The organism is uncultured Polaribacter sp., assembly GCF_947503855.1.
Taxonomy (GTDB): Bacteria; Bacteroidota; Bacteroidia; order Flavobacteriales; family Flavobacteriaceae; genus Polaribacter.
Genome location: NZ_CANNFF010000010.1, coordinates 54,687 through 79,870 on the forward strand (window position 1 = coordinate 54,687; position 25,184 = coordinate 79,870).

The window sequence follows — 25,184 nt, forward strand, 5'->3', positions numbered from 1 at the left end:
TCTAATAACTCTTAATATAAAAAAAATGAATATTTATATAAAAAGATTAAGCTACTTATTTTTATCACTTACACTTTTATTAGGTGCTTGTGATGCTGAAGAAAGCTTAACAATAACAACACCAGATCCTGAATTTGTTTTAAATACACCAGGTATTAGTAACATATTCTTAAATTTTGCTTTGCCAGACAATCCTGCATTTACAATTACTTGGAGAGATGAGGTTAACACAGGAGCAACTTACAATGTAGAAATGTCTTTAGATGCTGAATTTACAAATCCAATTGCATTGGGTAGTTCAGATAACAATAGTTTTTCTATGACTGTAAACGAGTTTAATACAGTTTTAAATGATGCTGATGTAAAATCATTCTCAAAAACACCTGTTTTTATGAGATTGAACACAGGTACTCAAACTTCAAACTCAGTACTTTTTCAAGTATCTAAATTTGCTGTAGAAATGCCATCTATTACTGGTCCAGATGCAGCTGTATCAATCATTTTATCAGATGTAGACCCAGAATTAGTAGCTACTACTATTACTTGGGATGATCCAGAAATTACGAGTACAAGTACAGTAGATATTACTTACGAATTACAAATGGTAAGTAATGGAAGTAATTTTGACAATCCTACTATTTTAGGAGAAACAAGTGATTTATCTTTAGAGCTTAAACATGGCGAATTAAACGACGCTTTATTAGCTAATGGAGGAACAGCTGGAACAGAATCTAAATTTGATTTTAGAATTAAAGCAACTGCTAAGACTGCTTCAGGAGACTTATTTAGAACTTCAGACTTAGTTTCGTTATCAATTACACCTTACGATGTAGCCTTACCTCCTGCTCTTTATGTAGTTGGTGCTGGTGCTGTAGATGCTGGTTGGGGATGGACTTCTCCAGTAGAATTACTTTTACAAGGAAAAAAATGGTCTGGTAATATCAATTTATCTCCAGATAATGGTGGTAACTTTAGATTTTTTACAGATAAAGCTTTAGAGTGGTCTTCACCAAGCTATAATTTCCCATATTTTACAGATAGAGGTTATACCATAGACAGTAATTTAGTAAACGCAAATGATGGAGATTCTAATTTTCAATTTGTTGGAACTGCTGGTGCATATTTTATAGAAATAGATACAGAGGCAGAAACAATTACTTTAGGTCCAGCAGTAGTAGGTCCAAACTGTAATTATGATCAACTTTGGGTTGTAGGTGCTGGTGCTGTAGATGCTGGTTGGGGTTGGTCTAATCCAATTCAAATTAGCTGTACTGGAACAGGAGTTTATGAAGGTAATATCAATTTAACAAATGATGCTTTTAGATTTTTCTCTGATAGAACATTAGAATGGAGTTCTCCAAGTTTTAACTTTCCTTATTATGAAAACGAAGGTTATACAATAGACGCTAGATTAGAGAACGCTGCTGACGGTGATAGTAATTTTAAATTTAATGGAACTCCTGGTGAGTATGGATTAACAATAGACGATGTAAATAAAACAATCACTTTAAGCGATCCTATTCAATTATGTGACCTAGACCAATTATGGTTAGTTGGTGCAGGTGTGCCAGATGCTGGTTGGGGATGGGCTTCTCCAGTTGCACTGCCATGTACAGGTGCAGGGGTTTATTCTGGTCAAGTAACTTTTGCAAATGATGCCTTTAGATTCTTCACAAATAGAACTTTAGAATGGGGGTCTCCAAGTTATAATTATCCTTATTACGAAGGTGAAGGATATACTATAGACGCTAATTTTGAAAATGCGGCTGATGGTGATAGCAACCTTAAGTTTATAGGAACTCCTGGAGCTTATACATTAACTATAGATACAGTTAACAAAACAATTACTTTAAATTAAAACTTTTAAAAAAAGGCTGTGAACAAGTATTCACAGCCTTTTTTTATTTAAAAATTATAAGTATGATTAAAAAATTACTTTTTTTATTCTTTTTTATATGCTCTTTACTATCAAATGCTCAAGTAAGTTTCAATGTAAGTGCTATTGAAGTTAATGAACCCGTTACAATTACTGTTGATATTAATAGTACAGCCAGTAATTGTAATGGATTTAGCAACCCTTCAAAAGTATATATGCATTCTGGTATTGGAGACAAAAACAATGCTTTTGGCTTCAATGTAATTGGTAATTGGGGACAAGATGATGGTATTGGAGAAATGACTTCTAATGGAGATGGTACCTATAGTATTACCATAACACCACAAACCTATTATGGCTTAACACAAGCACAAGCAGATAATGCTGCACAAATAGGAATGGTTTTTAGAAATGAAACAGGTTCTCAAGAACTAAAAGCAACAGGTTGTAAAGATTTTATTTTTCCTGTCGGGAAAGTACAAATTAGTATTACAAACCCAACTTCTGGACAAGTATTAGTTAGTTCTGGAGAAAATTTAACAGTTTCTGCAACCATTAGTTTTCAAGGTTCTACAACTGTACAAGGATCATTCGAGGTATTTTACAACAATGTATCTGTACAAACAGGAAATTGCGGATTCCCTGCTTGTAACGCAACAATTACAAACATTACAGAAAGTGGTATTGTAAAATTTGTAGGTTCACCTCCTGGTTCTACAGAAACTGGTGAAGCTAGTTTTGAAGTAATAGTTGCTCCAACTGTCGTAGAAGAAACAATGCCTAATGGATTATTAGATGGTATCAACTATAATTCAGATCCTACAAAAGCAACATTAGTTTTATCTGCTCCTGGTAAAGATTTTATACAAGTTGCTGGTAGTTTTAACAACTACACTCCTACTGCTTCTTATGTAATGAAAAAAGATCCAAGTTCGGGTAAATTTTGGTTAGAAATTAACGGGTTAACTTCAGGAAAAATAGAAACCTATCAATATTGGGTATATGATCAAACGCCTATTGCTAATTCTCCATCAATTGTAAAAACTGCAGATCCTTTTTCAACATTGGTTTTATCTCCTTTTGATGATCCCTATATTTCTTCAAATTCATATCCGAATTTACCAACATATCCTGCAGGACAAGAAAGAGAAGTTACTGTTTTACAAACAGGACAAACAGCTTACCAATGGCAAGTGGCAAATTTTAATCCTCCTAAAGAAGAAGATTTAGTTGTTTACGAAGTTTTGGTTAGAGATTTTGACGCAAATAGAAATTATCAAGATTTAATAGATAGAATAGATTATTTCAAAAACTTAAATATAAATGCCATTCAATTAATGCCTGTTATGGAATTTGAAGGAAATGAAAGTTGGGGTTACAACACTTCATTTCACATGGCTTTGGATAAGTTTTATGGAACAGAAGAAAAATTCAAAGAGTTTATTGATCTATGTCATCAAAATGGAATTGCTGTCATCTTAGATGTTGCCTTAAACCATGCTTTTGGAAGAAACCCAATGGTTAGAATGTGGATGAATGATCCAGATAATGATGGTTGGGGAGATCCAAGTAGCGAGAATCCTTATTTTAATCAAACTGCTAGACATAGTTATAATGTTGGTAGCGATTTTAATCATCAAAGTACATTAACTCAAGAATACACAAAAAGAGTTGTAAAACATTGGATTGAAGATTTTAACATTGATGGTTTTAGATGGGATTTAACAAAAGGTTTTACTCAAAATTGTTCTGGTGGTGATGATGGATGTACAAACGGTTACCAACAAGATAGAGTTGATATTTTAAAACAATATGCAGATTATTCTTGGTCTTTAGACGCAGAACATTATGTGATTTTTGAGCACTTAGGTGAACAAAACGAAGAAAAAGAATGGGTAAATTATAGATTATCTGAAGGAAAAGGAGTTATGATGTGGGGTAAAATGACAGATCCTTACAGCCAATTAATCATGGGCTATAGCACAAATTCTAATATTTCTGGAATTGGTCATAAATCTAGATCTCAATTTAATGGCCCTAGACTTATTGGTTACCCAGAAAGTCATGATGAAGAAAGAATTATGTACAGAGCAGTTAATTTTGGTAACAGCGCAGTTTCTAGTCATGATGTGAAAAATTTAAATACAGCATTGTCTAGAATGTCTGCAATAGGTGCTTTTAGTTTAATGGTTCCTGGGCCAAAAATGATTTGGCATTTTGCAGATCTTGGTATGCAAAATTCTATTTTTACCTGTGATAATGGTACTGTAAACGAGCCAGGTGGAACTGATGGTGATTGTAAATTAGCCACAAAACCACAACCACAATGGTCAGAAAATTGGATTTCGAATACAAATAGAAAGAAAATTTATGATGATTGGGCTAGAATGAATTTATTAAAAATTAATGAACCTGTTTTTGAAGGAGATTATACCATTACTTCTGGTTCTTTAACGCCAAGGATTGATATTTTTGATACAAATATTGCCACAACAGCATTAAGAAATGTAATTGTATTAGCAAATTTTGATGTTATTGCACAAACTGTAAATACTAATTTCCCTTTTGCTGTAGATTGGGTAGATCTTATGGATGTAGAAAACAATTCTACGTATTCTGCAAGCACAATAACATTACAACCAGGAGAATTTAAAATTTTTGGTAATCAACCAGCTACGTTATCAAATAAAGGTATCGTTTTAGAAAATACTTCAACTAAATTATATCCAAATCCAACATCAAAAGAATTTCATATTTCTAAAAATGTAGAAAGTGTTTCAATTTTTGATATCACTGGCAAAAGAGTAAAAGATTTTACTAAAAATAATATTGAAAATAATATATTCTTAGTAAATGATTTAAATAAGGGAATTTATTTTGTGAGAATTCATAATACTAAAAACAACATAGAAACCAAAAAATTAATTATTAACTAATCTTAAATTAAAAAAAAATGAAAAAAAATTATTTTTTAATGTTCTGCAGTTTGCTTTTAGGATTAACTATGCAAGCACAAGTTTCTTATTCTGGTAATGGAGATAGTGGATTTGGTGGAACTGTTGGGGGTTCTACACTTAACATTTCAGATGATGGAACAACAATGACATTTTCATTTTCAAGAGGTGGATCTAACTTGGATAATGTTGTGGTCATATATGTTGACTCAAAATCTGGAGGATTTACTAATACGAATTCTTTTAATGACACTGGAGGTGCAGATAGAGTTGCAATTTCCACTACTAATGGATCAAGAGATCCAGAAGTGAGTTTTCCTTCTGGATTTACTGCTGACTATGCAATAACTGCTAAAAATGATTTTGCTGGTATTTTTGAACTTCAAGCAACAGGCAGTCATACTTTTATAGACACAGCCGATTTAACTCCTAACAATGACTCATCTTCTGCAACTCACACTTTTACTATCGATTTTTCGCAAATTGGAATAACAAATACAGATAAATTTGATTTTGTTGTAACTTATTGTTCTGGAGATTCATGGCTATCTAATGAAGTTATTGGAGATACGTCAAATATAACTGCAGGTACAGGAGCTTCTCCTAACCCTGGGCCTGATGGTTCTATTACCTTTTCGGATTCTAAAAGCTACCCAAACACTTGGACAGGAACTGCTACTGAAAATAATTATTGGGAGAATCCTGATAACTGGACAGAAGGTGTTCCTACATCAACACATAATGTATATATTCCTTTGGTTACAAATCCACCTGCTACTACTGCAGCCGTTTCAATAAATAAAGGTATTATTAAATCAGGGGCTTCATTAGTTGTAAATGACGCTTTTACAGGAACTATGACTTACGAGAGAGAACTAGGTACTGCAAATTGGTATTTAATGTCATCTCCTGTCTCGGGTGTAACTTTCAATGATAGTTTTGTAAGTGCTAACGGAATAGATAGTGGTACAGATAATAACAAAGGTATTGCAACATACACAACTGCAACAGATAGTTGGAGCTATTTACAAGCTGCTGGATCTATTAGCGCTTCAAATGGACTTGGGTATTCTGTAAAAAGGAGTACTAGTGGAACTGTTACATTTACTGGGACAGTAAATAATGGCGATATTTCAATTCCTGTAAGTAATACAAACAATGGTTTTAACTTAATTGGAAATCCTTATTTAACTCATTTTAATGCTGCCTCTTTTATACAACAGAACACTGGAAATTTAGTTTCTGAAACTTTATGGCTTTGGAATCAATCAACAGGTAATTATGAAACTTATAATATACTATCAGGAATTGTAGTTGCACCAACTCAAGGTTTTTTTGTGAGATCTTCAAATGGTATAAATTTGACTGCTTTATCAGGTGGTCAGCTTCCAAGTATACCTAGTTACCCAACTTTTCAAAAAACATCAAATACAAAAGTAAAGTTAATGATGAATGATGGTACATCTGATAGATTTGCTAAAATCTATTACTTAGACAATGTAACCAAAGGTTTTGACAATGGTTTTGATGGTGAAACTTTTAGCGGAATTGAAAATAGCGTGGATGTTTTTACTAATTTAGTAGCAGATAATCAAGGTAAAAAATACCAAATACAAGCGTTGCCAATTGCTGAAATGGAAACTATGGTTGTACCTATTGGAATAAAAGCTGATGCTGGAAAAGAAATTACGTTCACATCAGAAAACATCAATTTACCTTCTGGTTTAAAAGTGTTTTTAGAAGATAGAACTACAAATACATTTACACTTTTAGATGAGGCTAATAGTAACTATAAAGTTACATTAACAGAAAATACAAACGGTATTGGTCGTTTTTATTTACATACAAAATCATCTACTTTAAGTACGAATGATGTTAGTTTAGAAAACGTAAGTGTGTATACTGTAAATAAATCTATTTTAAAAATAACTGGTTTATCTCAAGGAAAATCGAATATTAAAGTATTTAATGTATTAGGAAAACAAGTATTAAATACTTCTTTTCAATCTAATGGTGTGCATGAAGTTTCTTTACCTAATTTATCTACAGGACTATATATAGTTCAGTTAGAAAACGAATCAGGTAAATTAAGCAAGAAAATAGTTTTAGAATAATCTCGATAATTTTAAATTTAGACACATTATGAAAAATAATATAGAAAATACACAAGATAAAAATCAAGAAATAACTCGTAAAGATGCTATTAAAAAAATGGGTAATTACGTAAAATATTCAGCTTTAACTGCATTAGGAACTTATTTAATTTTAAGTCCACAGAAAGCTCAGGCTCAAAGCCCAGAAGCTCCTGGTACAGGGTTTTAATTTTTGAATAAACCACTATGGATTTGAAATCCATAGTTTTAAACAAAAGAATGAAATTCTTTCATAACATTACTCTAATATCCAGTTGCCTTTTTCTGAATTGGGCTTATCCTTATGATGTTCAAGATATTCCTGAACCATTTCATTACCTTACCAGTACTCCAAGCTCCATAACCAACAGCCCAAAAATGCCTACCCCAATACTGTTTATTTAAATTGGGAAATTCCTGCTGTAACATTCTTGATGAGCGACCTTTCAGCTTCTTTACCAAAACACTTATACTCAAAGATGGAGGAAACTCAACATGCATATGGACATGATCCTTGCTTACAACTCCTTTTAATATATGAACATTTTCAGAATTACATATTTGGATTAGTAAATCGCGACATCGATTTTGAACATCGCCTCGCAAAACAGCATATCGGTATTTTGTTGCCCGTACAATATGGCAAATCAAATTGGTTATCGAATGTGAATTCCTACGATAGTTTGGCATTCTACAAAACTAAAACATTTATAGAAACTAAAGTAACTGCAATAAAATTGCAGGGTTTTAACCTTTAACTTGATAATAAATAATATAATCAAGTAATTCATCTCTATGTTCTAAATCAAGGATAACATACTGTGATGAAGTAGACGGAAATTGATATTTATGAATACCACTTCGTTTAGAAACGGTCAATTCAACATCAATATTGGTATCATCTAAATGTACTTTGTAAAACCCAGGTTCTGCAACTTCATTTTTATGAGAAAATTTAGATTTGTAGCCTTTATGTCCATCAGCTCCATTATTAAAAACTTGTTTATTGGTTGGCATTAACAAAATATCTCCATAATCAGAAACTCCAGTTCCACTTATATGTGTATGCGAAAATCCATAAATTTCGTTGTCAGAATAATGATATCCTGAGCATCCATCCCAACCATCAAGCCTTGTATCTGGAGAGAGCTGGATCATACCAAAAGGCATTGTTGCTCCTGGATAAGTATGCCCATGCCCCCCTGTTCCAATAAAAGGATTTACATAAGAAATTAGGTTTTTATCTTTTTTGGCAACTTTAATTTCTTCATTAGAATTGCAAGAAATGAATACGAATACACTAAGAAAAAATGAGAAAAATTTAAGTTTCATCAAAATAGATTATTAAATTCATATCAAATATAACAGAAAATGAAAATTAGCCATTATTTTATTCCTTTTTTTAGTAAAGTGCCATTAATTAAACTAATAAAATAAAGAAACTAAACTAGTAAACCTCCTTAAAAAAACGACTTTTTAAAAAGCCCAAACCATAACTAAAAAATTGAGTTATAGTAGTTAAGACACTTAAAAAACCTACTATAAGCCCGTATTTAAGCGTTGCATCTACTAATAAAACTAAGAAATACAGATAATAGCATGCTAGTAAAGTAAGCTCTCCAAAAAAGGCTAAAAACACACTAAAAACCAAGCCTAAAATAAACACACTTGGAAACCAATAAGTAATTTTAGCAGTTTTAGGATACTTTTTATTTAAGAAAGGTCTTGCCGTTCCAAAACCAAATGTTTGCTTAAAAAACTGTGGTATGGTGCTTCTACGTTTATGATACACAAATGCTTTTTCTATCAATTGTGTTTCGAAACCATTTTGCCATAATCTAAAGGTTAAATCGATATCTTCTCCGTTTTTCATTTTAGAAAAACCTTGTGTTTTTTCGAATGCTTTTTGAGACAATCCTAAATTAAAACTTCTAGGTTGAAATTTACCAACGGCTTGTTTTCTACCCCTAATGCCGCCAGTGGTTAATACAGCTGTCATAGAATAATTAATGGCTTTTTGTAGTGCTGTAAAACTTTTATGAGCTGCATCTGGACCACCAAAAGCATCTGTAAAATTAGTTTCTAACACTTTTTTTACTTCAGATAAATATTGAGTTGGCAAAATAACATCTGAGTCTAAAATGATAAAATAGTTTCCTGTGGCTTTTTGCATGCCAAAATTACGGCTTGCTCCTGCTCCACTGTTTTCTTTAAAAAAATATTTTATAGTAAGCTTTGAAGTATATTTTTTAACAATTTCTTTAGATGTTATTGATGAACCATCTTCTATAACAAGCACCTGAAAACTGTCTAGAAAATCTTGTTGGGTAAGACTTTCTAACAACTCGTCTATTTCTTTAGGACGATTATATACAGGTATTATGATGCTGAAAAGAAGTTTCAAAATTTAAAAGTTTAAAAGTTTAAAAGTTGAAAGTTTTAATTACTAAAAAAAAAAACAACTTTAAAATATGCTATTAACTAGCAAACAGGTTTAGCCCTGATTGAGCGGTTTGTTTGAGCTCTTTTTTATTCTTTTTTGAATAAAAAAAGCGAGTAGCGAAAGCAGGAAATGGCTTCTACTCAAACTTTTTAATAACTGCATCGCTTACACCCATGTTAGAAAAACCTCCATCGTGAAATAGGTTTTGCAGAGTTACTTTTTTGGTTAAATCTGAAAATAACGAAATGGTATAATCTGCACAATCTGCTGCTGTGGCATTGCCTAAAGGACTCATTTTTTCTGCATAGGCAATAAAACCATCAAAACCTTTTACACCAGTTCCTGCTGTAGTTGGTGTTGGCGATTGCGAAATGGTGTTGACACGCACTTTGTGATCGCGCCCAAAAAAATAACCAAAACTACGTGCAATGCTTTCTAAATAGGCTTTATTGTCTGCCATATCATTATAATCTGGAAAAACACGTTGTGCGGCCATATAAGTTAAAGCCACAATGCTTCCCCACTTGTTCATGGCTTTTTTGTTGTACAAAACATTCATCGTTTTATGAAAAGAGACTGCTGAAACGTCCCAACCTTTAGTGGTAAAATCGTATTTTGGATCTGTGTAATGTTTGCCTTTTCTTACGTTTACAGACATACCTATCGAGTGTAAAACAAAGTCGATTTTACCTCCAAGAATATTCATAGATTTTTCTACCAGGTTTTCTAAATCTTCTACAGATGTTGCGTCTGCAGGAATAATTTGCGAGTTTGTTTTTTCTGCCAATGCATTTAACTCGCCCATTCTCATAGCAATAGGTGCATTTGTTAATACAAATTCGGCGCCTTCTTCATGGGCTCTTTCTGCTACTTTCCAAGCAATTGAATGCTCGTTTAAAGCACCAAAAATAATTCCTTTTTTTCCTTTTACTAAATTGTACATTGTGGTTGTTGGTTTTTAGTAGGTAGTGTTTTTTTTTGATCGTTTTCAATTAAGTTCTCGTCTGCGCTCGAACTGACAACTATCCTTTTTCTTAATATACTTTTCTTGATTCTAGTTTAATAATTCTTTTGCGTGGATTAAAGCTGAGTCTGAAATATCTTTTCCACTTAACATTTCTGCAATTTCTACAACACGTTCTTCTGTAGTTAGTTGCTTTAAATTGGTAGTAGTTACTCCTTTTACTTCTTCTTTATACACTTTATAATGGCTGTTTCCTTTGGCTGCAATTTGTGGTAAGTGAGTAATGGCAATTACTTGCATATTTTTACTCATATTTTGCATAATAGCTGCTATTTTGTTAGAAACTTCTCCAGAAACACCTGTATCTATCTCATCAAAAATAATGGTGGGTAATTGTGTATTTTCTGATAAAACTTTTTTTACAGATAGCATTATTCTAGACAACTCTCCACCAGAAGCTACTTTTTTTAGTTCGCCAAAATTACCACCTTTGTTGGCTGCAAAGAGAAATTCTAATTCGTCTTTTCCGTTTGAAAAATAAATAATAGTGGGTTTTACTTTTATTGAAAAGCGTGCATTTTGCATGCCTAAATCTGCCAGTAAATTTTGTAATTCTTTGGTTAAATGTGGAATTGCCTTTTTTCTAGCATTACTGATTAAATGGGCAATATTATCTAACTTTTCTGCAACCGCATGTATTTCTTTTTTCTTGTTTTCTATCTCTTCCTCTGCAGATTCTACTTGTCTTACTTTTTCTGATAATTGCTCTAATACTGCTAACAATTCTTCATTAGAGTTTACATAATGTTTTTTTTGCAAATTGTATAACACTTGCAGTCTGTCGTTAATTTCTTCTGCTTCGTTAGGACGAAACTCTACAGTTTCGTTGGCATTTTCTAATTCTGTAACAATATCATCAACCTCTATTTTTACAGAGGTTATTCGTGCTAATACCTCTTGGTATTCTTTAGAAAAAGGGGCAATTTTAGTTAATTTAGTTTCTAGACTGTGTAGTAAATTTTGTATGCCAATTTCTTCATTTATAGAAATTTCTAAAGCTTCAGACAAGTTGAGCTTGATGTGCTCTATATTATTTAATTTCTCTAATTTTTCCTCTAACTCGTCTTGTTCTTCTTTTTTAATATTTGCTTTTTCTAATTCTGTAAACAGATGCAAATTATAATCAAATTGTTGGTTGGCTTCTTTTTGCTGATTTTCTAATACTTCTAGTTCCTTTTTAAGCACATTCAGCTGTGTAAAACCACTGTTGTAAGAGGCAATTTTTCCTTGATTTTGTGCAAGTGCATCAATAATGGCAAACTGAAAAGAGGTATCTGATAACTGCATGGTTTGATGTTGCGAATGCACATCTATCAATTTTGTTCTTAACTCGTTTAAAACTGATAAGGTTACAGGTGTATCATTTACAAAAGCTCTTGATTTTCCTGAAGGTAAAATTTCTCTTCTAATAATGGTTTCTGCTTCGTAATCTAAATCTACTTCTTCAAAAAAATCTTGTAAGTTGTAATTAGTAATTGCCAATTTAGCTTCTACAATACATTTTTGAGAAGTGTCTTTTAGAGACGATAAATCTGCTCTGTTACCCAAAACCAAGCCCAAAGCACCTAATAAAATCGATTTTCCTGCACCAGTTTCTCCAGTAATGATAGATAAACCGTTGGAAAAATCAATACTTAAATGATTGATTAAAGCGTAATTATTTATAGAAAGTTGTGATAGCAAATTGACTAATTTTTAGGAGATAAAATTAGTGAAAAATTGTGAATTCTAAAGAAATGTTTTTTTATATCTATCTAATCTATTTTTCTCCACTTAGAATTATTATTGGGAGAAATTCTACGAACAGTTTGTATCAAACGTTGTTTTTTTCTGGTTTGAGTTTCCTCTGAGTATAGATTAACAATTTCATCTGCTTTTGCATCAAAGAACACTCTAATTAGATAATTACCCACTGTTTTATTAAAAATGCCTTCTAATGCAATTACACTGTCTTCTATACTTTGTTGAGACGATACTTTGGATGTTACCAGATTATCGAAACCTTTTCTATGATAATTGTATAAAGTATTTCTAAACACTTTTAATTTTGGCGCCATTAAATTGTCTATTAATAAAAAACGATTTTGTTTTCCAACCACATTTTGCCAAGAGGTAAGTCCACTTTGTTGCGCCTGTAACATTACATTTTGCGCTTCTTTTAATTCGTTTTCTCCTCCATAAAGTGCAAAAGTATCTGCATCTAAGCCTAAAATTACTTGTACATAAAAAACAATGGTAGAGATTAGGTTGCTATCAAAAGTATTTCTATTATAAATTAAAGGATCAAACTCGTTGTAACGAAAATTAAATTCGTTGTCTTTAATATTTAAAATAGGCGACGCATATGTTGAATTAAAAATGGGTCTTGTAGATTGTACCTGCAAGGTAGCTGTAAAATTGTTATTGTTTCTAGAAGTTATTATAATGGTAAATGCGCAATCTATTCGCTCTTCTGGCTGTACCGTTTTGTTAGTCCATTTTGTTTGGTTTACAAATTCTGTTAACGAAGTTTGTAATGTTTTAAAAACTTGGGTATTAGACCCTTGTACCTGATTGTAATTTACAGTAACCAAAGCATTTAGCTCTTGTGAGGTTACATACAAACTAGCGGACAAAAAAATAAAAAAAAATAAGAGTTTACGCATTTTATAAAATTAGCTTTGTCTATTTAATTGTGTTGATTAACTATCTAAAGACTAGCTACAACAGCTTTAACAGACAATTTATTTTTGTAATTTATTTACAATTTCATTCATTATATCTTTAGCAACTTCTACTTTAGATTTTAATGTAAACGATTTCTCGTTAAAATTTTTATCAATAATAGTAATTTTATTGGTATCAGTTGCAAAACCTGCACCTTTATCTTGTAAAGAATTTAGTACAATAGCATCTAAATTTTTTCTTTCTAATTTAGTTTTTGCATTTTCTAGTTCGTTATTGCTTTCTAATGCAAAACCTACTAAAAATTGCTCTTTTTTAACAGCTCCTAAAGATGCTAAAATATCTTTTGTAGGTGTTAACTGAATCTCTAACGTTGCTGAAGACTTTTTTATTTTCTGATTGACAACATTTTTTGGTTTATAATCTGCCACAGCTGCAGAAAGAATAGCAATATCTACTTGATCAAAATATTTATGTGCTTCTATGTACATTTGTTCAGCAGAAACCACATTAATTCTATGTACAAAAGAATGTTTTGTTTGTTGGTTGCTTGGGCCCGAAATTAAAAAAACTTCTGCTCCTAAATTTGCAGCTGCTTCTGCAATTGCAAATCCCATTTTACCCGAAGAATGATTGCCAATAAAACGAACAGGATCAATAGCTTCGTATGTTGGACCTGCTGTTAGCAATATTTTTTTTCCTTTTAAAGGCAATTTAGAAACAATATCTTTTTCTATAAATGATACAATATCTTCAGGTTCTGCCATTCTACCTTCACCTACCAAACCGCTTGCCAATTCACCAGAAGTTGCAGGTATTAAAATATGACCAAAGCTTTGTAAAGTATCTAAATTTTTCTTTGTTGATGGATGGATATACATATCCAAATCCATAGCTGGTGCAAAATACACAGGACATTTTGCAGACAAATAGGTTGCCAATAATAAATTATCGCAAGTTCCATTAGTCATTTTAGATAGTGTGTTTGCTGTTGCTGGTGCAATTAACATATAATCTGCCCAAAGTCCTAATTCTACGTGATTGTTCCACAATTCATTTTCGTCTTCTTTAGAGTAAAATGAAGAGTTTACAGGATTTTTAGAAAGTGTAGATAGTGTAAGAGGTGTTATAAAATCTTTAGACGCAGGTGTCATTATAACTTTAACATCTGCGCCTAATTTTATAAATAAACGAACTAAACTAGCCGTTTTGTATGCTGCAATTCCTGCAGTAATACCTAAAAGTATTTTTTTATTTTTTAAAACAGACATTACTCTGCATCAGGAGTTCTATGATAAACTTTATCATTTAACCACTCTTCTACTGCAATTGCTGCTGGTTTGGGTAATCTTTCGTAAAATTTAGATACCTCTATTTGTTCTTTGTTTTCAAAAACTTCTTCTAAAGAATCGTTATAGGTAGCAAATTCGTCTAGTTTTTCTACCAATTCTTTCTTTAAGTCTCCATTAATTTGTTCAGCTCTTTTTGCAATAATAGAAATCGCTTCGTAAATATTTTGAGTTGGCGCCTCTATTTCTTCTTTGTTGTAAGTAATGGTACTTAATGCTGCATTTGTATCTTTATAATCCATAATACTATTTTATGTTTTCTTTGTTCTTTTTATTGTATTCGTCAAGCTTTTTTAAAAAAACGTCTCCTTTTTCTTTCTCTTTTTCTAAAGTGGCTAATATTTCGTTAGCATCTTCCATAAATTTAGAATTGGGAAAATTAATTTTTAGCTTATCGTATGCGTCTACAGCTTCTTTAGCTCGCTCTGTCTTTCTTCTGTCTGTACTTTTTAGCACAAAATCATGTGCCGCTTTAAGTCTGTAATATAAAGCTTCTTCTTTGTATTTTGTACCTAAATAATCTTCTAACAAATTGTCAAACGCTTGTATTGCTGCTTTGTAATTTCTTAAATCGTAATCTGCAGTTCTGTAGTATGTTTTGGCAATTTCGAAATACTTTTTTTCTAGTTTTTGCCTTATCTCTTTGTAATATTTATTAGCTTCTTCTATTTTATCAGAATCTGAATAATTATTTATAAAACTTTGAAATGCTTCTAAAGCTTTATTGGTATCCGTAGGGTCTATACTAAACCTGGGTGATGCTAATTTATAACTGTAGGCAGTCAAAAATGCTGCTTCTTCTTTTTTAGAACTTTTCGGATAGTTTTTTACAAAACGATCAAAATAGTAACCCGCAATTGTATAGTTTTTTTCGTTTAAATTAGATTGTGCTACCATAAAAGAAACACGCTCCATTTGAGGTTTACCTCTGTAAGATGGGGTAATTTTCTCAAATAAACGCAATGCTTTCGAATATTTTTGGCTTTCGTATAATTTTACAGCCATTTTATACTGCTCTTCTACAGTACCTTTATTTAATACTTTTTGGTACTCTCCACAAGAGAATAACATCAGGCTAAGTGTAAATAAATACGCTAAATTTTTAATTTTTTGCATCGGGCAAAATTAGTAATTAATTATGGATAATAAAAGAATTTATTTTGAGCAACTAGAAACTAAACTTCTAATTGTAATTCTTTGATTTTATGACAATTTAAAAACGATTTACCTGTAATTAAATTGTACCCTACAATTATCAATAAAAAATATGATTAAAAGTAAATTTAGATATTAAAAGTTTGTTAATCTTAAATTTGATATCTAATTTAAAAACGGGCTACAAAAGTCGCTATTTTATTCTCTAACTCTTTACTTGCAGACACCAATGGTAAACGAACAGTGTTTTTACAAATACCTAATTCTTGTAAAACGGTTTTTATACCTGCTGGATTGTTTTCTGCAAAAATTAAATCGATAATTTCCATCAGTTTAAAATGAGTTGCGTACCCCTCTTTGTTTTTGCCTTCTAATCCGCAGTTAATCATATTAGAAAATGCTTTTGGATACGCTTGCCCAATTACAGAAATTACACCAGAACCACCTGCTAAAGTAACTCCTAAAGCCAAATCATCATCACCAGAAATTATTAAAAAATCTGCTGGTTTATCTCTTAAAAGCTCTAAATATTGTTGTGTATTGTTACCTGCTTCTTTTACACCAACTATATTTTTAAAATCTTTTGCCAAACGTATGGTTGTGCTTGCATCCATATTTTTTGCGGTTCTGCCAGGTACATTATATAGAATGATTGGCTTTTGTGTTGCTTGTGCAATGGCTTTAAAATGCTGATAAAAACCTTCTTGTGTTGGTTTACTGTAATATGGCGCTACAGACAATATACCGTCTATATTACTTAAGTCTGTATTTTTTATATCTTCTACAACAGCCATTGTATTATTACCGCCAATACCTAAAACTAAAGGAACTCTATTAGCGTTTACTTTTACAATAGCGTTAATTATTTGTTGTCTTTCTTGTTTAGAAATGGTTGCGCTTTCTGCAGTTGTACCATTTATTACTAAATAGTTGGTGCCATTTTCTATGTTATAATTCACTAATTTTTCTAGTGCATTAAAATCTACACTTAAATCATCTTTAAAAGGGGTAATTAAAGCAACACCTGTGCCTATAAATTTTTGCATTATATACTTATTTAGAAATGCAAAATTACAATTTTAAGATTGATTTTAAACTAGGTTTTTAAACGGAATAGAAAGAATAAACAACTTTTTATAGAAAGTTTAAATTTATAGCTTTTTTAAAATTTGCAGGTATTTTTTTAGTTCGAATATAAATTGATCCACATTGGCTATATCTTCTGAAATTTCTATATCAAAAAGAGATGAATTTACCTTAGAAAAGCCCACTTTAAAAGTTGCTTGAGATTGTAAAACAGCATTTTCTGCATACAAATTAGGTTGGTTAAAGTAGCCAATTAACAAATCGAACGGTTGTTCTAAAAAGCTTTTAAAACTCTGTTGAATATAAGCTCCTTTCCAATTTAAATCGGATTCAGAAAAATGTTTGTATGAGTATTTGTTATGCTTGTTAAACTTTCTGTAAGAGTATATTTTTAGGTTTCTAAGTTCTAAAGCCTCTTCTACAATATCTAAAATTGGTATTTTAGATGTAATGTCTTCTGTAGAAATAATACCAACAGTAACAATTTTTTTTTGTGATATTTTTCTAGTTTCTATAGAGTTTAATAAAGACTTATTAAATTTTTTCTGAAGAATATTGTATTTGAGTTTGGTAAATTTCATTAAAAAATTCTAGTGTCGTAAAAGTAGTAATTATTTTATTTATCTGTAATTTCTAGCAAAATAAACTGGTTTAATTGTTTGCCATATTTTTGAAAATTATTATCAGAAACAAACAGTAAGGTATTATTCCCATTTTTTAATGTTGGCCCAAATGTAATTCCTTCTATATTATCTATAAATCCGTGAGCTAACTTATCTTTTATACTTTCAAAATTAAATATTAATGTTTTTTTTAAAGCGATAAATTTTGTGTTCTTTAAAGAATCTATTGCTATACAATTGGTCGTACTTTCTGTAACTTCTGCCTTAAAAACACGAATAATATTTCCGTAAACATCATATCCATTTTGATAGGTTCTTTCTACCACAAAAAACTTATTTTCTTCATATTCTAAAATAGCTGTAACTCCGTTTAAATTTACATCTCCTTTAGCAGGCTTTGTAATTTTTTCTAGTTGATATGCAAATTGCTTAGTAGCTTTACCTGTTTGTTTATCAAAATAAGTTAGTCTAATTGGCGAATTTGTTTCGGTAAAAGTAGGATCTACTCCATCTGATTTTAAGACACCTTCCATAGCCACCCAAAACCCTTTGCTATTAGCACTTTTAGAAGAAGCTTCTAAAGTAGCATTATGTTTCATGTTTTGTATATGAGACAAGGTTTTTGGTAATGGAAATTCTTTTATAAAATTACCTGAACTATCTGTTTTAAAAACGAAGGTTGGTTTGTTGTATGCGATATTACCCTCGCTAACAAAATGGATTTCATTTGTATTTTCATCAACAAAAATAGATTCTAAATCAAAGTAATTGTTTTTATAAAAAGTACTTATTGTATCCTTTAAATGATGAACATTGTAAAACTTAATATTTGTAATTTTATTATTTTCTATATTAATTTTTGCTTTTAAAAACCTTGGATCATTGCCATCATCAACAATAAAATAATAAAAACCTTTTGTGTAATCTACCCCTGATAGACCGCCAATCAAAGTATTATTAAAAAAAGCTGACTCTTTTAAAATATACTCGTCTAAATATTGTAAAGAAAGGTTTTTATCTTTTTTACAGGAGAGTAAAAAAAATATACTTATACTAAAAATTAGTATTTTTTTAATTTGTTTCATTATTTAACAATCTTTTTACTGTTGAAAAGTATTAGTATTTTGTTTTAAATGTGATTTAAACCCCTAAAAAATAAATATTTTTTTTCGCTTTTTTATCCCAAAAAGACTAACGCAAAATAAATAAAAAACCATGTAACCTTTAATTTTTTAATACTTTATAATTATTTTTTTTAAAGCTTCCTTCTATTATCATCAGATTTTGTGTCTATTAATTTATTGTAAGGATCTACTCCGACTTCTGTAGGTTTTTTATCAATAAGAAGAGTTACTTTGTTATGTATTTGGGTTATTTTACACTTTTGTAAATACACTTCTTTCACTTCTTTTCTTCCGTCAATTTCTTCTTCAGTAAAAACACCAACATCAATATAATCTGCTAATGGCAAAGAGTAGATGGGTTTTTCCACATTTGGCTGTTTGTAACTTAAAGAGTCTTTTTTATTATCGCTAAAAAAGCGTTTTCCTTTTTCGTTATTTCTATATTTAGAAACCTCAAACTCAATATCTACTTGGAATTTTCCATTTTGTAATGCTGTTGATTTTACATCTACAACTCGGTTTTTATACAAGGTAATGGTTTCAAACATATCTTTAATTACATATTGTAAAGAATCTGGTGTAACTTCTTTTATATAATTTACCATTTCGATAGAAGTTGTGTATGGTGGCTCTTGAAAAGCAACTTTTTCTACATATTTTTTTAAAGTATTATTTAGTGTTTTTTCGCCAATATAATCGCTTAAAGCGTACAAAACTAAAGAGCCTTTTTGGTAATGTATATACCCTTGACCATCATTATATATTAATGGTTTTTCTCTTTTTGTTTCAAAGGTTCTTTGCAGTAAATAACCATCTAAAGCATCTTTTAAAAAGTTACGCATTTTACTTTTTCCATGTTGATGCTCTAAAACCTTTAAAGAAACATATTCAGACATACTTTCTGATAACATTGTGGCCCCTAAAACATCTGCACCAATTACTTGATGTGCCCACCATTGATGTGCTAATTCATGCACTGTAATTGCAAAAGGATAATCTACACCATCTTTGTTTTCATCATCAACATCTGCAATAAAACCAACACCTTCTGAAAATGGAATTGTATTTGGAAAAGATTGCGCAAAACTCCCTGCTGTTCTTGGAAACTCTATAATTCTAACTTGTTTGTGTTGATAAGGACTAAAGTTTTTCGAATTATAATCTAAGGAAGCTTTAATTCCTTTTATCATTCTTTCTAAATTATAGGTATGTGATTTATGATAATAAATTTCTAAATTCACATCATTCCATTTGTCTTTTTTTACCTCATATCTTGCTGAATTAAAGGCATAGAAATTCAAAATTTTACTATCCATTTTATAATGGAAAAATTTACGATCATCTTCTACCCACTCTTTTTGCAAATACCCAGGTGCAATAGCTATTTGATCTTTAGAGGTTGAAACGGTTGCTTCAAAATCTATCCAATCTGAATCTTTAGAAATATAGTTATCTCCTAAAGCTGTAGAATCTGTTGGATGAGGACGCAAATTGTTAGGTGGTAAATTGTACTTTTCTCTTGTTTTATTATCTCTTAATTCGCCTCCAGCAGAATATCCTAAAGAGGGAAAAACAGAAAAATTATTGATAAATGTTCCATTTTCTCTTACTGGAGATTTTCTTTGAAACTGGGTATTTTCTTTACTTTTAACAGTTACAGTTAGCTGCAAACTATCTCCTGGCATCAACTTTTTATCTAGTTGATAAATATCGAAATGAAAAACAGTATCTTCTAACACCAATTTATTAGATTTATTAAATTCGAAAGTACTTTCTAGAGAATTATGATTCAATAAAACACTATCTATAGCTTTGTTGGTTTTGTTTACCATTGTAAAAACTGCAGCAGCATTATAGGTTCTTTTCTTTGGAAAAATATTCATTTTTGCATTTACAGCCACAATTCTAGGCTGTTTATAATGCTCATATTTTTTATAAGTTTTCTCCCACTTTACAGCATTTAATTCAGCTTGTTTTGCAGCTGTATTTTTTTGGTCTGTTTTGGCTTTTGTTGCTTGATAAATAGTAAATCCTAAAGAAATAAATGCAATAAAAAGTATTAAAAAAATAACTAAATACGGTTTTGTAAAACGTTTTTTTGCGATAGATAATCTCTCAGAAAAAGAGCTTGGTAAACCTCTATACCAAAAAAGAATACTTAAAATTAAGAGTAAAATCCCACCTAAAACCCAATATAATTTATACCATAAATAAGGGCCTAATGCAGCACCATAACCATTCATATCTGAGTAGCTATACCCTGGGCCTTCATTATATTTAAATACAGCTAACTCAATACCAATTAAACTTGTTAGTGGAATTACGATAGTTAAAATCAATAAAACAAAAAAACCTAAATATTGGTTTTTAAACAATGTTTGAATAAAAATTGCTAAAAATGCCCACACTAAATAATTTAATAATTTTAAACCATACAGTTCTTGTAAATAATGCCCAATTTCGAAATTGTAAAAACCTTTATAAGTTTGAAATAATACCCCTGCAACTAAAATTACCGCCAGCAATACAATTTGCATTTTTACAATGGCTATAAATTTAGAGAAAAGTAGGGTCCAATTAGGTATTGGTGTACTATCTACCAAGTGTGCAATTCTTGCCGTTCTTTCTCTTTGAACCAACATTCCTGCATATAAAAATGTACACAAATTGATAATTAATGCACTAAAAATACTTCCTCCTTGTAACATTTGCCATGTTAAAGGTAGTGTTTGAGTCCCAAAAATTTGACCAACAGTAAATAAGGTTCCAATTAATAAAAGTACACCCACAATTAAAATACATATAAATGGTAAATTTTTAAAAATATATTTAAAGTCTAGGTTTGACAGTTTCCACATGGTTTTTAAATGCTGTCTAAAAGTGTGTTTATAAACAACTTTTGGTAGGTTTATTTTTGTAATACCTCCAAAATTAGATTTAATAACTCTACTCGATTTTGCTTTTTTAAATGCAATTGAAATTGCATTTTGACTGAAAGTAAAGTATTTATATACCAAGCCAAAAATTAAAGACGAAATGGATAACCATAGTAATCTATTGTAAATAATATACTCTTTAATTGGGATCTGCATTTGATTTTGCTCAGAAACTGTCCAATATTTTGTGTAATAAGCAGAAGCTGCCGCTCCAAAAGGATCTAAAATTGCTAATAATCTAGCTTGATCTGGTTCCGAAAAAATACTCTCTACAACCCCTTGTGCAAAAAACAAAATAATTATTGTTATAAAACCAGCAGCGATGTTTCTAGAAAAAGTAACAATCGCAAAAACCACTGCTCCAAAAAATAATACGTTTGGTAAAATAAAAACAAAGTAGGTTTTTAAATACGTAAGTGCATTAAAGTCGGTTATAATTTCTGGATTGGTTCCTGGAAATCGAAAACCTATTACCATACCAATGGCGATTCCAATTACAATAACAGAAACCACTAAAATAGCACTAAAAAACTTTGCGAATAAATAATTGGCTTTGGTAAATGGATATGAATATAAAATGGTATGCATTTCACTTTTAAAATCTCTATAAATAGAAACCCCTATAATAGAAGGAAATAAAAAGAAAATAAAAATAGTTAATGTATTTAATATACCTGTTACACCAATTGGTGAGTTTACAATTCTAGAAGAACCTGTTGTTAAAGTAACATTATCCCAAATACCCGCAGATGCTGATGACAAAAAGAAGGCTAAAAGGAAAAATATTGCAGCATAAATATAAAAAGCAGGCTTGTTAAACCAGTATTTTAATTCTTGTTTAAATATTGTTGAGAACATAGTTATTAAATTTGAAGAATAAAGTTTAAAAAATGTTTGAATCTTAAACTAGTTCTGGTTCCTCTTTTTTTAAAGCGATAAAATAAACATCATCTAACTGTGGTTTTGTTTCTACAAACTCTTCTGATGGTTTTTCTAAAGCATGCACTCTAATATTTAAACTATTATCTTGATTATAATTAGAAGACAAAATATTAAAATTACTTTCTACAACTTCTAAATCTTCTCTATCTATAATCTTTGTCCAAATTTTACCTTCTAATTCTTTGGTAGCCTCTTGTGGTGTAATATGTTTTAAAATTTTGCCTCCGTTTAAAATTGCCATTTCATTACACAATTCCTTTACATCTTCTACAATATGAGTAGAAAAAATAACGGTACAATTGGTACCAACTTCTCTTAAAACATTTAAAAAACGATGTCTTTCAGCAGGATCTAAACCTGCAGTTGGTTCATCTACAATAATTAATTTGGGGTTGTTTAACAATAATTGTGCAATTCCAAAACGCTGTTTCATTCCACCAGAATAACCAGCTACATATTTGTGTCTTACATCATATAAATTGGTAATTTCTAGCACTTCTTTTACGATGGCTTTTCTTTCTGTTTTATTCGCAATTCCTTTTAAAGTAGCAAAGTAATCTAACAAATCTTCTGCAGACATTTTTGGATATACTCCAAAAGATTGTGGCAAATAACCCAACACTTTTCTTAAAGACATATTGTCTTCTAGAACATCAATGTCTCCAAAAGTAATGGTACCAGAATCTGGACTTTGTAAAGTTGCAATGGTTCGCATTAAAGAAGATTTACCAGCACCATTTGGTCCTAATAAACCAAACATACCTGTACCTATTTCTATACTTAAATTATCTATTGCTTTTACGCCATTTTTATATGTTTTGGTTAAATTATTAATTACTAATTTCATACTTTGAGTTTATTTTAGTTCTTTTTTATAGAATAGTGGTTTTATTTGCATACATATTAAAAAACTATCTGTAATAGTAAGGTATTATTGATATCAAAAGCTATAGTTACACCTTTTTATTTATTAAAACATTGTTTTTTTATCATGTAAGTTGCTACTGATAATTTTAAAAAACTGAAGGATTACCTTAATTAAATAAGTATCCCTTTAAAGGGATTTGTTACAATATTTTAGAACAAATATGAAGATTAGTAAAAAAATCGTTTTATTTTTACCTAAAACTAAGAAAAATCAACAATTATAAATTTTATATAATGGCAAAAAAAACGATTTTAAATAAAAAATCTCTTTCATTTTTAGAAAAATACTTAAACAATCCAGCACCGACTGGTTACGAATGGGAAGGCCAAAAAATTTGGATGAACTATTTAAAACCTTATGTAGATAATTTTATTACAGACACTTATGGATCTGCAGTTGGAGTTATCAATCCAGATGCAAAATACAAAGTAGTTATAGAAGGGCATGCAGATGAAATTTCATGGTATGTAAATTACATTTCAGAAAATGGCTTAATTTACGTAACCAGAAATGGGGGTTCAGATCATCAAATTGCACCTAGTAAAGTAGTAAATATTCATACAAAAAACGGTATTGTAAAAGGTGTTTTTGGTTGGCCAGCAATACATACTAGAGACAAATCTAATGAAGAAGCACCAAAACCAGACAATATTTTTATAGATTGTGGTTGTGCAACAAAAGAAGAAGTAGAAGCTTTAGGCGTTTATGTAGGTTGCGTAATTACCTATCCCGATGAATTTCATATTTTAAATGGAGACAAATTTGTTTGTAGAGCTTTAGACAACAGAATGGGTGGTTTTATGATTGCAGAAGTAGCGCGTTTGTTAAAAGAAAACAAAAAGAAATTGCCTTTTGGCTTGTACATAACCAACTCTGTACAAGAAGAAATTGGTTTAAGAGGTGCAGAAATGATTACCCAAACCATTAAACCAAATGTGGCTATTGTTACAGATGTAACTCACGACACAACAACACCAATGATTAACAAAAAGAAAGCTGGTCATTTAGAAATTGGTAAAGGACCTGTTGTAGCTTACGCCCCAGCTGTTCAGCAAAAATTACGCGATTTAATTACAGAAACTGCAGAAGGTAAAAATATTCCTTTTCAACGGTCTGCATTATCTAGAGCAACTGGTACAGATACAGATGCTTTTGCTTACAGCAATGGTGGTGTAGCTTCTGCTTTAATTTCTTTACCTTTAAGATACATGCACACGACAGTAGAAATGGTACATAGAGATGATGTAGAAAATGTAATTAAAATGATTTACGAAACTTTGCTAAATATTAAAGACGGAGAAACGTTTTCTTATTTTAAATAAATAATTACGAATTTGAAATTATGAATTACGAATTTAAAAATTCGTAATTCATAATTTTTAATTTATCACTATGGATGAACTTATAGACATTTTAACTCCAGAAGGAAAATCCACAGGAAAAAGAGCTTTAAAATCTGAAGCTCATAAAAGTGGTTGGTTTCATGCCACTGTGCATATTTGGTTGTTTACTAAAGATGAAAAAATACTACTCCAAAAAAGAGCTTTAACCAAAAAAGTGTTTCCTGGTTTGTGGGATATTTCTGTTGCAGGCCATATTGCTGCTGGAGAAACTATTTTATCTGCTGCTAAAAGAGAGGTTTTTGAAGAAATTGGTTTGGTTTTAAATGCTAATGAGTTGATTAAAATCGGCACAAGAATTCATCAAGTAACACATGCAAACGGAATTCAAGATAATGAGCATCATCATGTATTTATTGCTGAATTAAAAGAACCTATTGCCAACTTAAAAATGCAAGTAGAAGAAGTTGATGGCATTCAACTTTTTGATTTAGCTGTTTTAAAAAAAACAAAAAACCTTGAAAACGTATTGCTTCCAAGGTTTCATGAGTATTATGTAACTGTTTATAAAAAAATTATTACGCAACTAACAAAATAACTCAAAAAAA

The 25,184-nt window shown here is 30.6% G+C and carries 18 protein-coding genes and 2 pseudogenes; 6 read left to right on the forward strand and 14 right to left on the reverse strand.

The window, feature by feature from the left end; genetic code table 11:
• The first annotated feature begins 25 nt into the window (after nucleotides 1-25).
• The 4 genes from Q0662_RS09720 (at nucleotide 26) to Q0662_RS09735 (ending at nucleotide 7,152) form a co-directional block, all read left to right on the forward strand.
• A complete protein-coding gene (locus tag Q0662_RS09720; RefSeq protein ID WP_298949213.1) occupies nucleotides 26-1,858 on the forward strand; it encodes a SusE domain-containing protein in 1,833 nt (610 codons plus the stop codon).
• A 62-nt stretch (nucleotides 1,859-1,920) separates the two neighbouring features.
• On the forward strand, nucleotides 1,921-4,812 hold the full coding sequence (locus tag Q0662_RS09725) for an alpha-amylase family glycosyl hydrolase (protein WP_298949214.1): 2,892 nt from the start codon (nucleotides 1,921-1,923) through the stop codon (nucleotides 4,810-4,812).
• A 17-nt stretch (nucleotides 4,813-4,829) separates the two neighbouring features.
• Entirely contained in the window at nucleotides 4,830-6,944 is a 2,115-nt protein-coding gene (locus tag Q0662_RS09730) for a T9SS type A sorting domain-containing protein (protein WP_298949215.1), read from the forward strand.
• Nucleotides 6,945-6,972: 28 nt separating this feature from the next.
• Nucleotides 6,973-7,152, forward strand: coding sequence for a hypothetical protein (locus tag Q0662_RS09735; protein ID WP_298949216.1), 180 nt, complete (start codon nucleotides 6,973-6,975; stop codon nucleotides 7,150-7,152).
• 69 nt (nucleotides 7,153-7,221) lie between these two features.
• Here the strand turns inward: Q0662_RS09735 and tnpA are convergent.
• The 14 genes and pseudogenes from tnpA to Q0662_RS09805 all read right to left on the reverse strand — a co-directional run bounded on the left by tnpA (nucleotide 7,222) and on the right by Q0662_RS09805 (nucleotide 23,155).
• Nucleotides 7,222-7,652 (reverse strand): annotated as a pseudogene (tnpA, locus tag Q0662_RS09740) (IS200/IS605 family transposase).
• Between the two features lie 87 nt (nucleotides 7,653-7,739).
• Nucleotides 7,740-8,294: pseudogene (locus tag Q0662_RS09745) on the reverse strand (glycoside hydrolase family 92 protein); the annotation flags it as partial.
• 115 nt (nucleotides 8,295-8,409) lie between these two features.
• Nucleotides 8,410-9,366, reverse strand: a complete 957-nt coding sequence (locus tag Q0662_RS09750) for a glycosyltransferase (protein WP_298949217.1) — start codon at nucleotides 9,364-9,366, stop codon at nucleotides 8,410-8,412.
• 175 nt (nucleotides 9,367-9,541) lie between these two features.
• Nucleotides 9,542-10,348 carry an SDR family oxidoreductase gene (locus Q0662_RS09755; RefSeq protein WP_298949218.1) on the reverse strand — a complete coding sequence of 269 codons (807 nt, stop codon included), beginning with the start codon at nucleotides 10,346-10,348 and terminating at the stop codon, nucleotides 9,542-9,544.
• A gap of 111 nt (nucleotides 10,349-10,459) precedes the next feature.
• Entirely contained in the window at nucleotides 10,460-12,112 is a 1,653-nt protein-coding gene (gene recN, locus Q0662_RS09760) for a DNA repair protein RecN (RefSeq protein ID WP_298949219.1), read from the reverse strand.
• A gap of 71 nt (nucleotides 12,113-12,183) precedes the next feature.
• Nucleotides 12,184-13,074 carry a DUF4835 family protein gene (locus tag Q0662_RS09765; RefSeq protein WP_298949220.1) on the reverse strand — a complete coding sequence of 297 codons (891 nt, stop codon included), beginning with the start codon at nucleotides 13,072-13,074 and terminating at the stop codon, nucleotides 12,184-12,186.
• Nucleotides 13,075-13,152: 78 nt separating this feature from the next.
• On the reverse strand, nucleotides 13,153-14,364 hold the full coding sequence (gene coaBC / locus Q0662_RS09770; protein WP_298949222.1) for a bifunctional phosphopantothenoylcysteine decarboxylase/phosphopantothenate--cysteine ligase CoaBC: 1,212 nt from the start codon (nucleotides 14,362-14,364) through the stop codon (nucleotides 13,153-13,155).
• On the reverse strand, nucleotides 14,364-14,684 hold the full coding sequence (locus Q0662_RS09775; protein ID WP_298949223.1) for a DNA-directed RNA polymerase subunit omega: 321 nt from the start codon (nucleotides 14,682-14,684) through the stop codon (nucleotides 14,364-14,366). Before Q0662_RS09775 ends, coaBC begins: the two co-directional genes overlap by 1 nt.
• Nucleotides 14,685-14,688: 4 nt before the next feature.
• Entirely contained in the window at nucleotides 14,689-15,558 is an 870-nt protein-coding gene (locus tag Q0662_RS09780; protein ID WP_298949225.1) for an outer membrane protein assembly factor BamD, read from the reverse strand.
• A 209-nt stretch (nucleotides 15,559-15,767) separates the two neighbouring features.
• A complete protein-coding gene (gene dapA, locus Q0662_RS09785) occupies nucleotides 15,768-16,643 on the reverse strand; it encodes a 4-hydroxy-tetrahydrodipicolinate synthase (RefSeq protein ID WP_298949227.1) in 876 nt (291 codons plus the stop codon).
• A gap of 105 nt (nucleotides 16,644-16,748) precedes the next feature.
• Nucleotides 16,749-17,264: a hypothetical protein gene (locus Q0662_RS09790; protein WP_298949229.1), complete on the reverse strand. Its 516-nt coding sequence runs from the start codon at nucleotides 17,262-17,264 to the stop codon at nucleotides 16,749-16,751.
• 35 nt (nucleotides 17,265-17,299) lie between these two features.
• Complete coding sequence (locus Q0662_RS09795) at nucleotides 17,300-18,391, reverse strand: esterase-like activity of phytase family protein (protein WP_298949231.1); 1,092 nt, start codon at nucleotides 18,389-18,391, stop codon at nucleotides 17,300-17,302.
• Between the two features lie 170 nt (nucleotides 18,392-18,561).
• A complete protein-coding gene (locus Q0662_RS09800) occupies nucleotides 18,562-22,224 on the reverse strand; it encodes a M1 family aminopeptidase (RefSeq protein ID WP_298949233.1) in 3,663 nt (1,220 codons plus the stop codon).
• 43 nt (nucleotides 22,225-22,267) lie between these two features.
• On the reverse strand, nucleotides 22,268-23,155 hold the full coding sequence (locus tag Q0662_RS09805) for an ABC transporter ATP-binding protein (RefSeq protein WP_298949235.1): 888 nt from the start codon (nucleotides 23,153-23,155) through the stop codon (nucleotides 22,268-22,270).
• Between the two features lie 314 nt (nucleotides 23,156-23,469).
• Here Q0662_RS09805 and Q0662_RS09810 point away from each other — a divergent pair, with 314 nt between their 5' ends.
• Together Q0662_RS09810 and Q0662_RS09815 are read left to right on the forward strand one after the other, a co-directional pair.
• Complete coding sequence (locus tag Q0662_RS09810; protein WP_298949237.1) at nucleotides 23,470-24,558, forward strand: M42 family metallopeptidase; 1,089 nt, start codon at nucleotides 23,470-23,472, stop codon at nucleotides 24,556-24,558.
• A gap of 70 nt (nucleotides 24,559-24,628) precedes the next feature.
• Nucleotides 24,629-25,174, forward strand: a complete 546-nt coding sequence (locus Q0662_RS09815; RefSeq protein WP_298949239.1) for an NUDIX domain-containing protein — start codon at nucleotides 24,629-24,631, stop codon at nucleotides 25,172-25,174.
• Nucleotides 25,175-25,184: the final 10 nt, after the last annotated feature.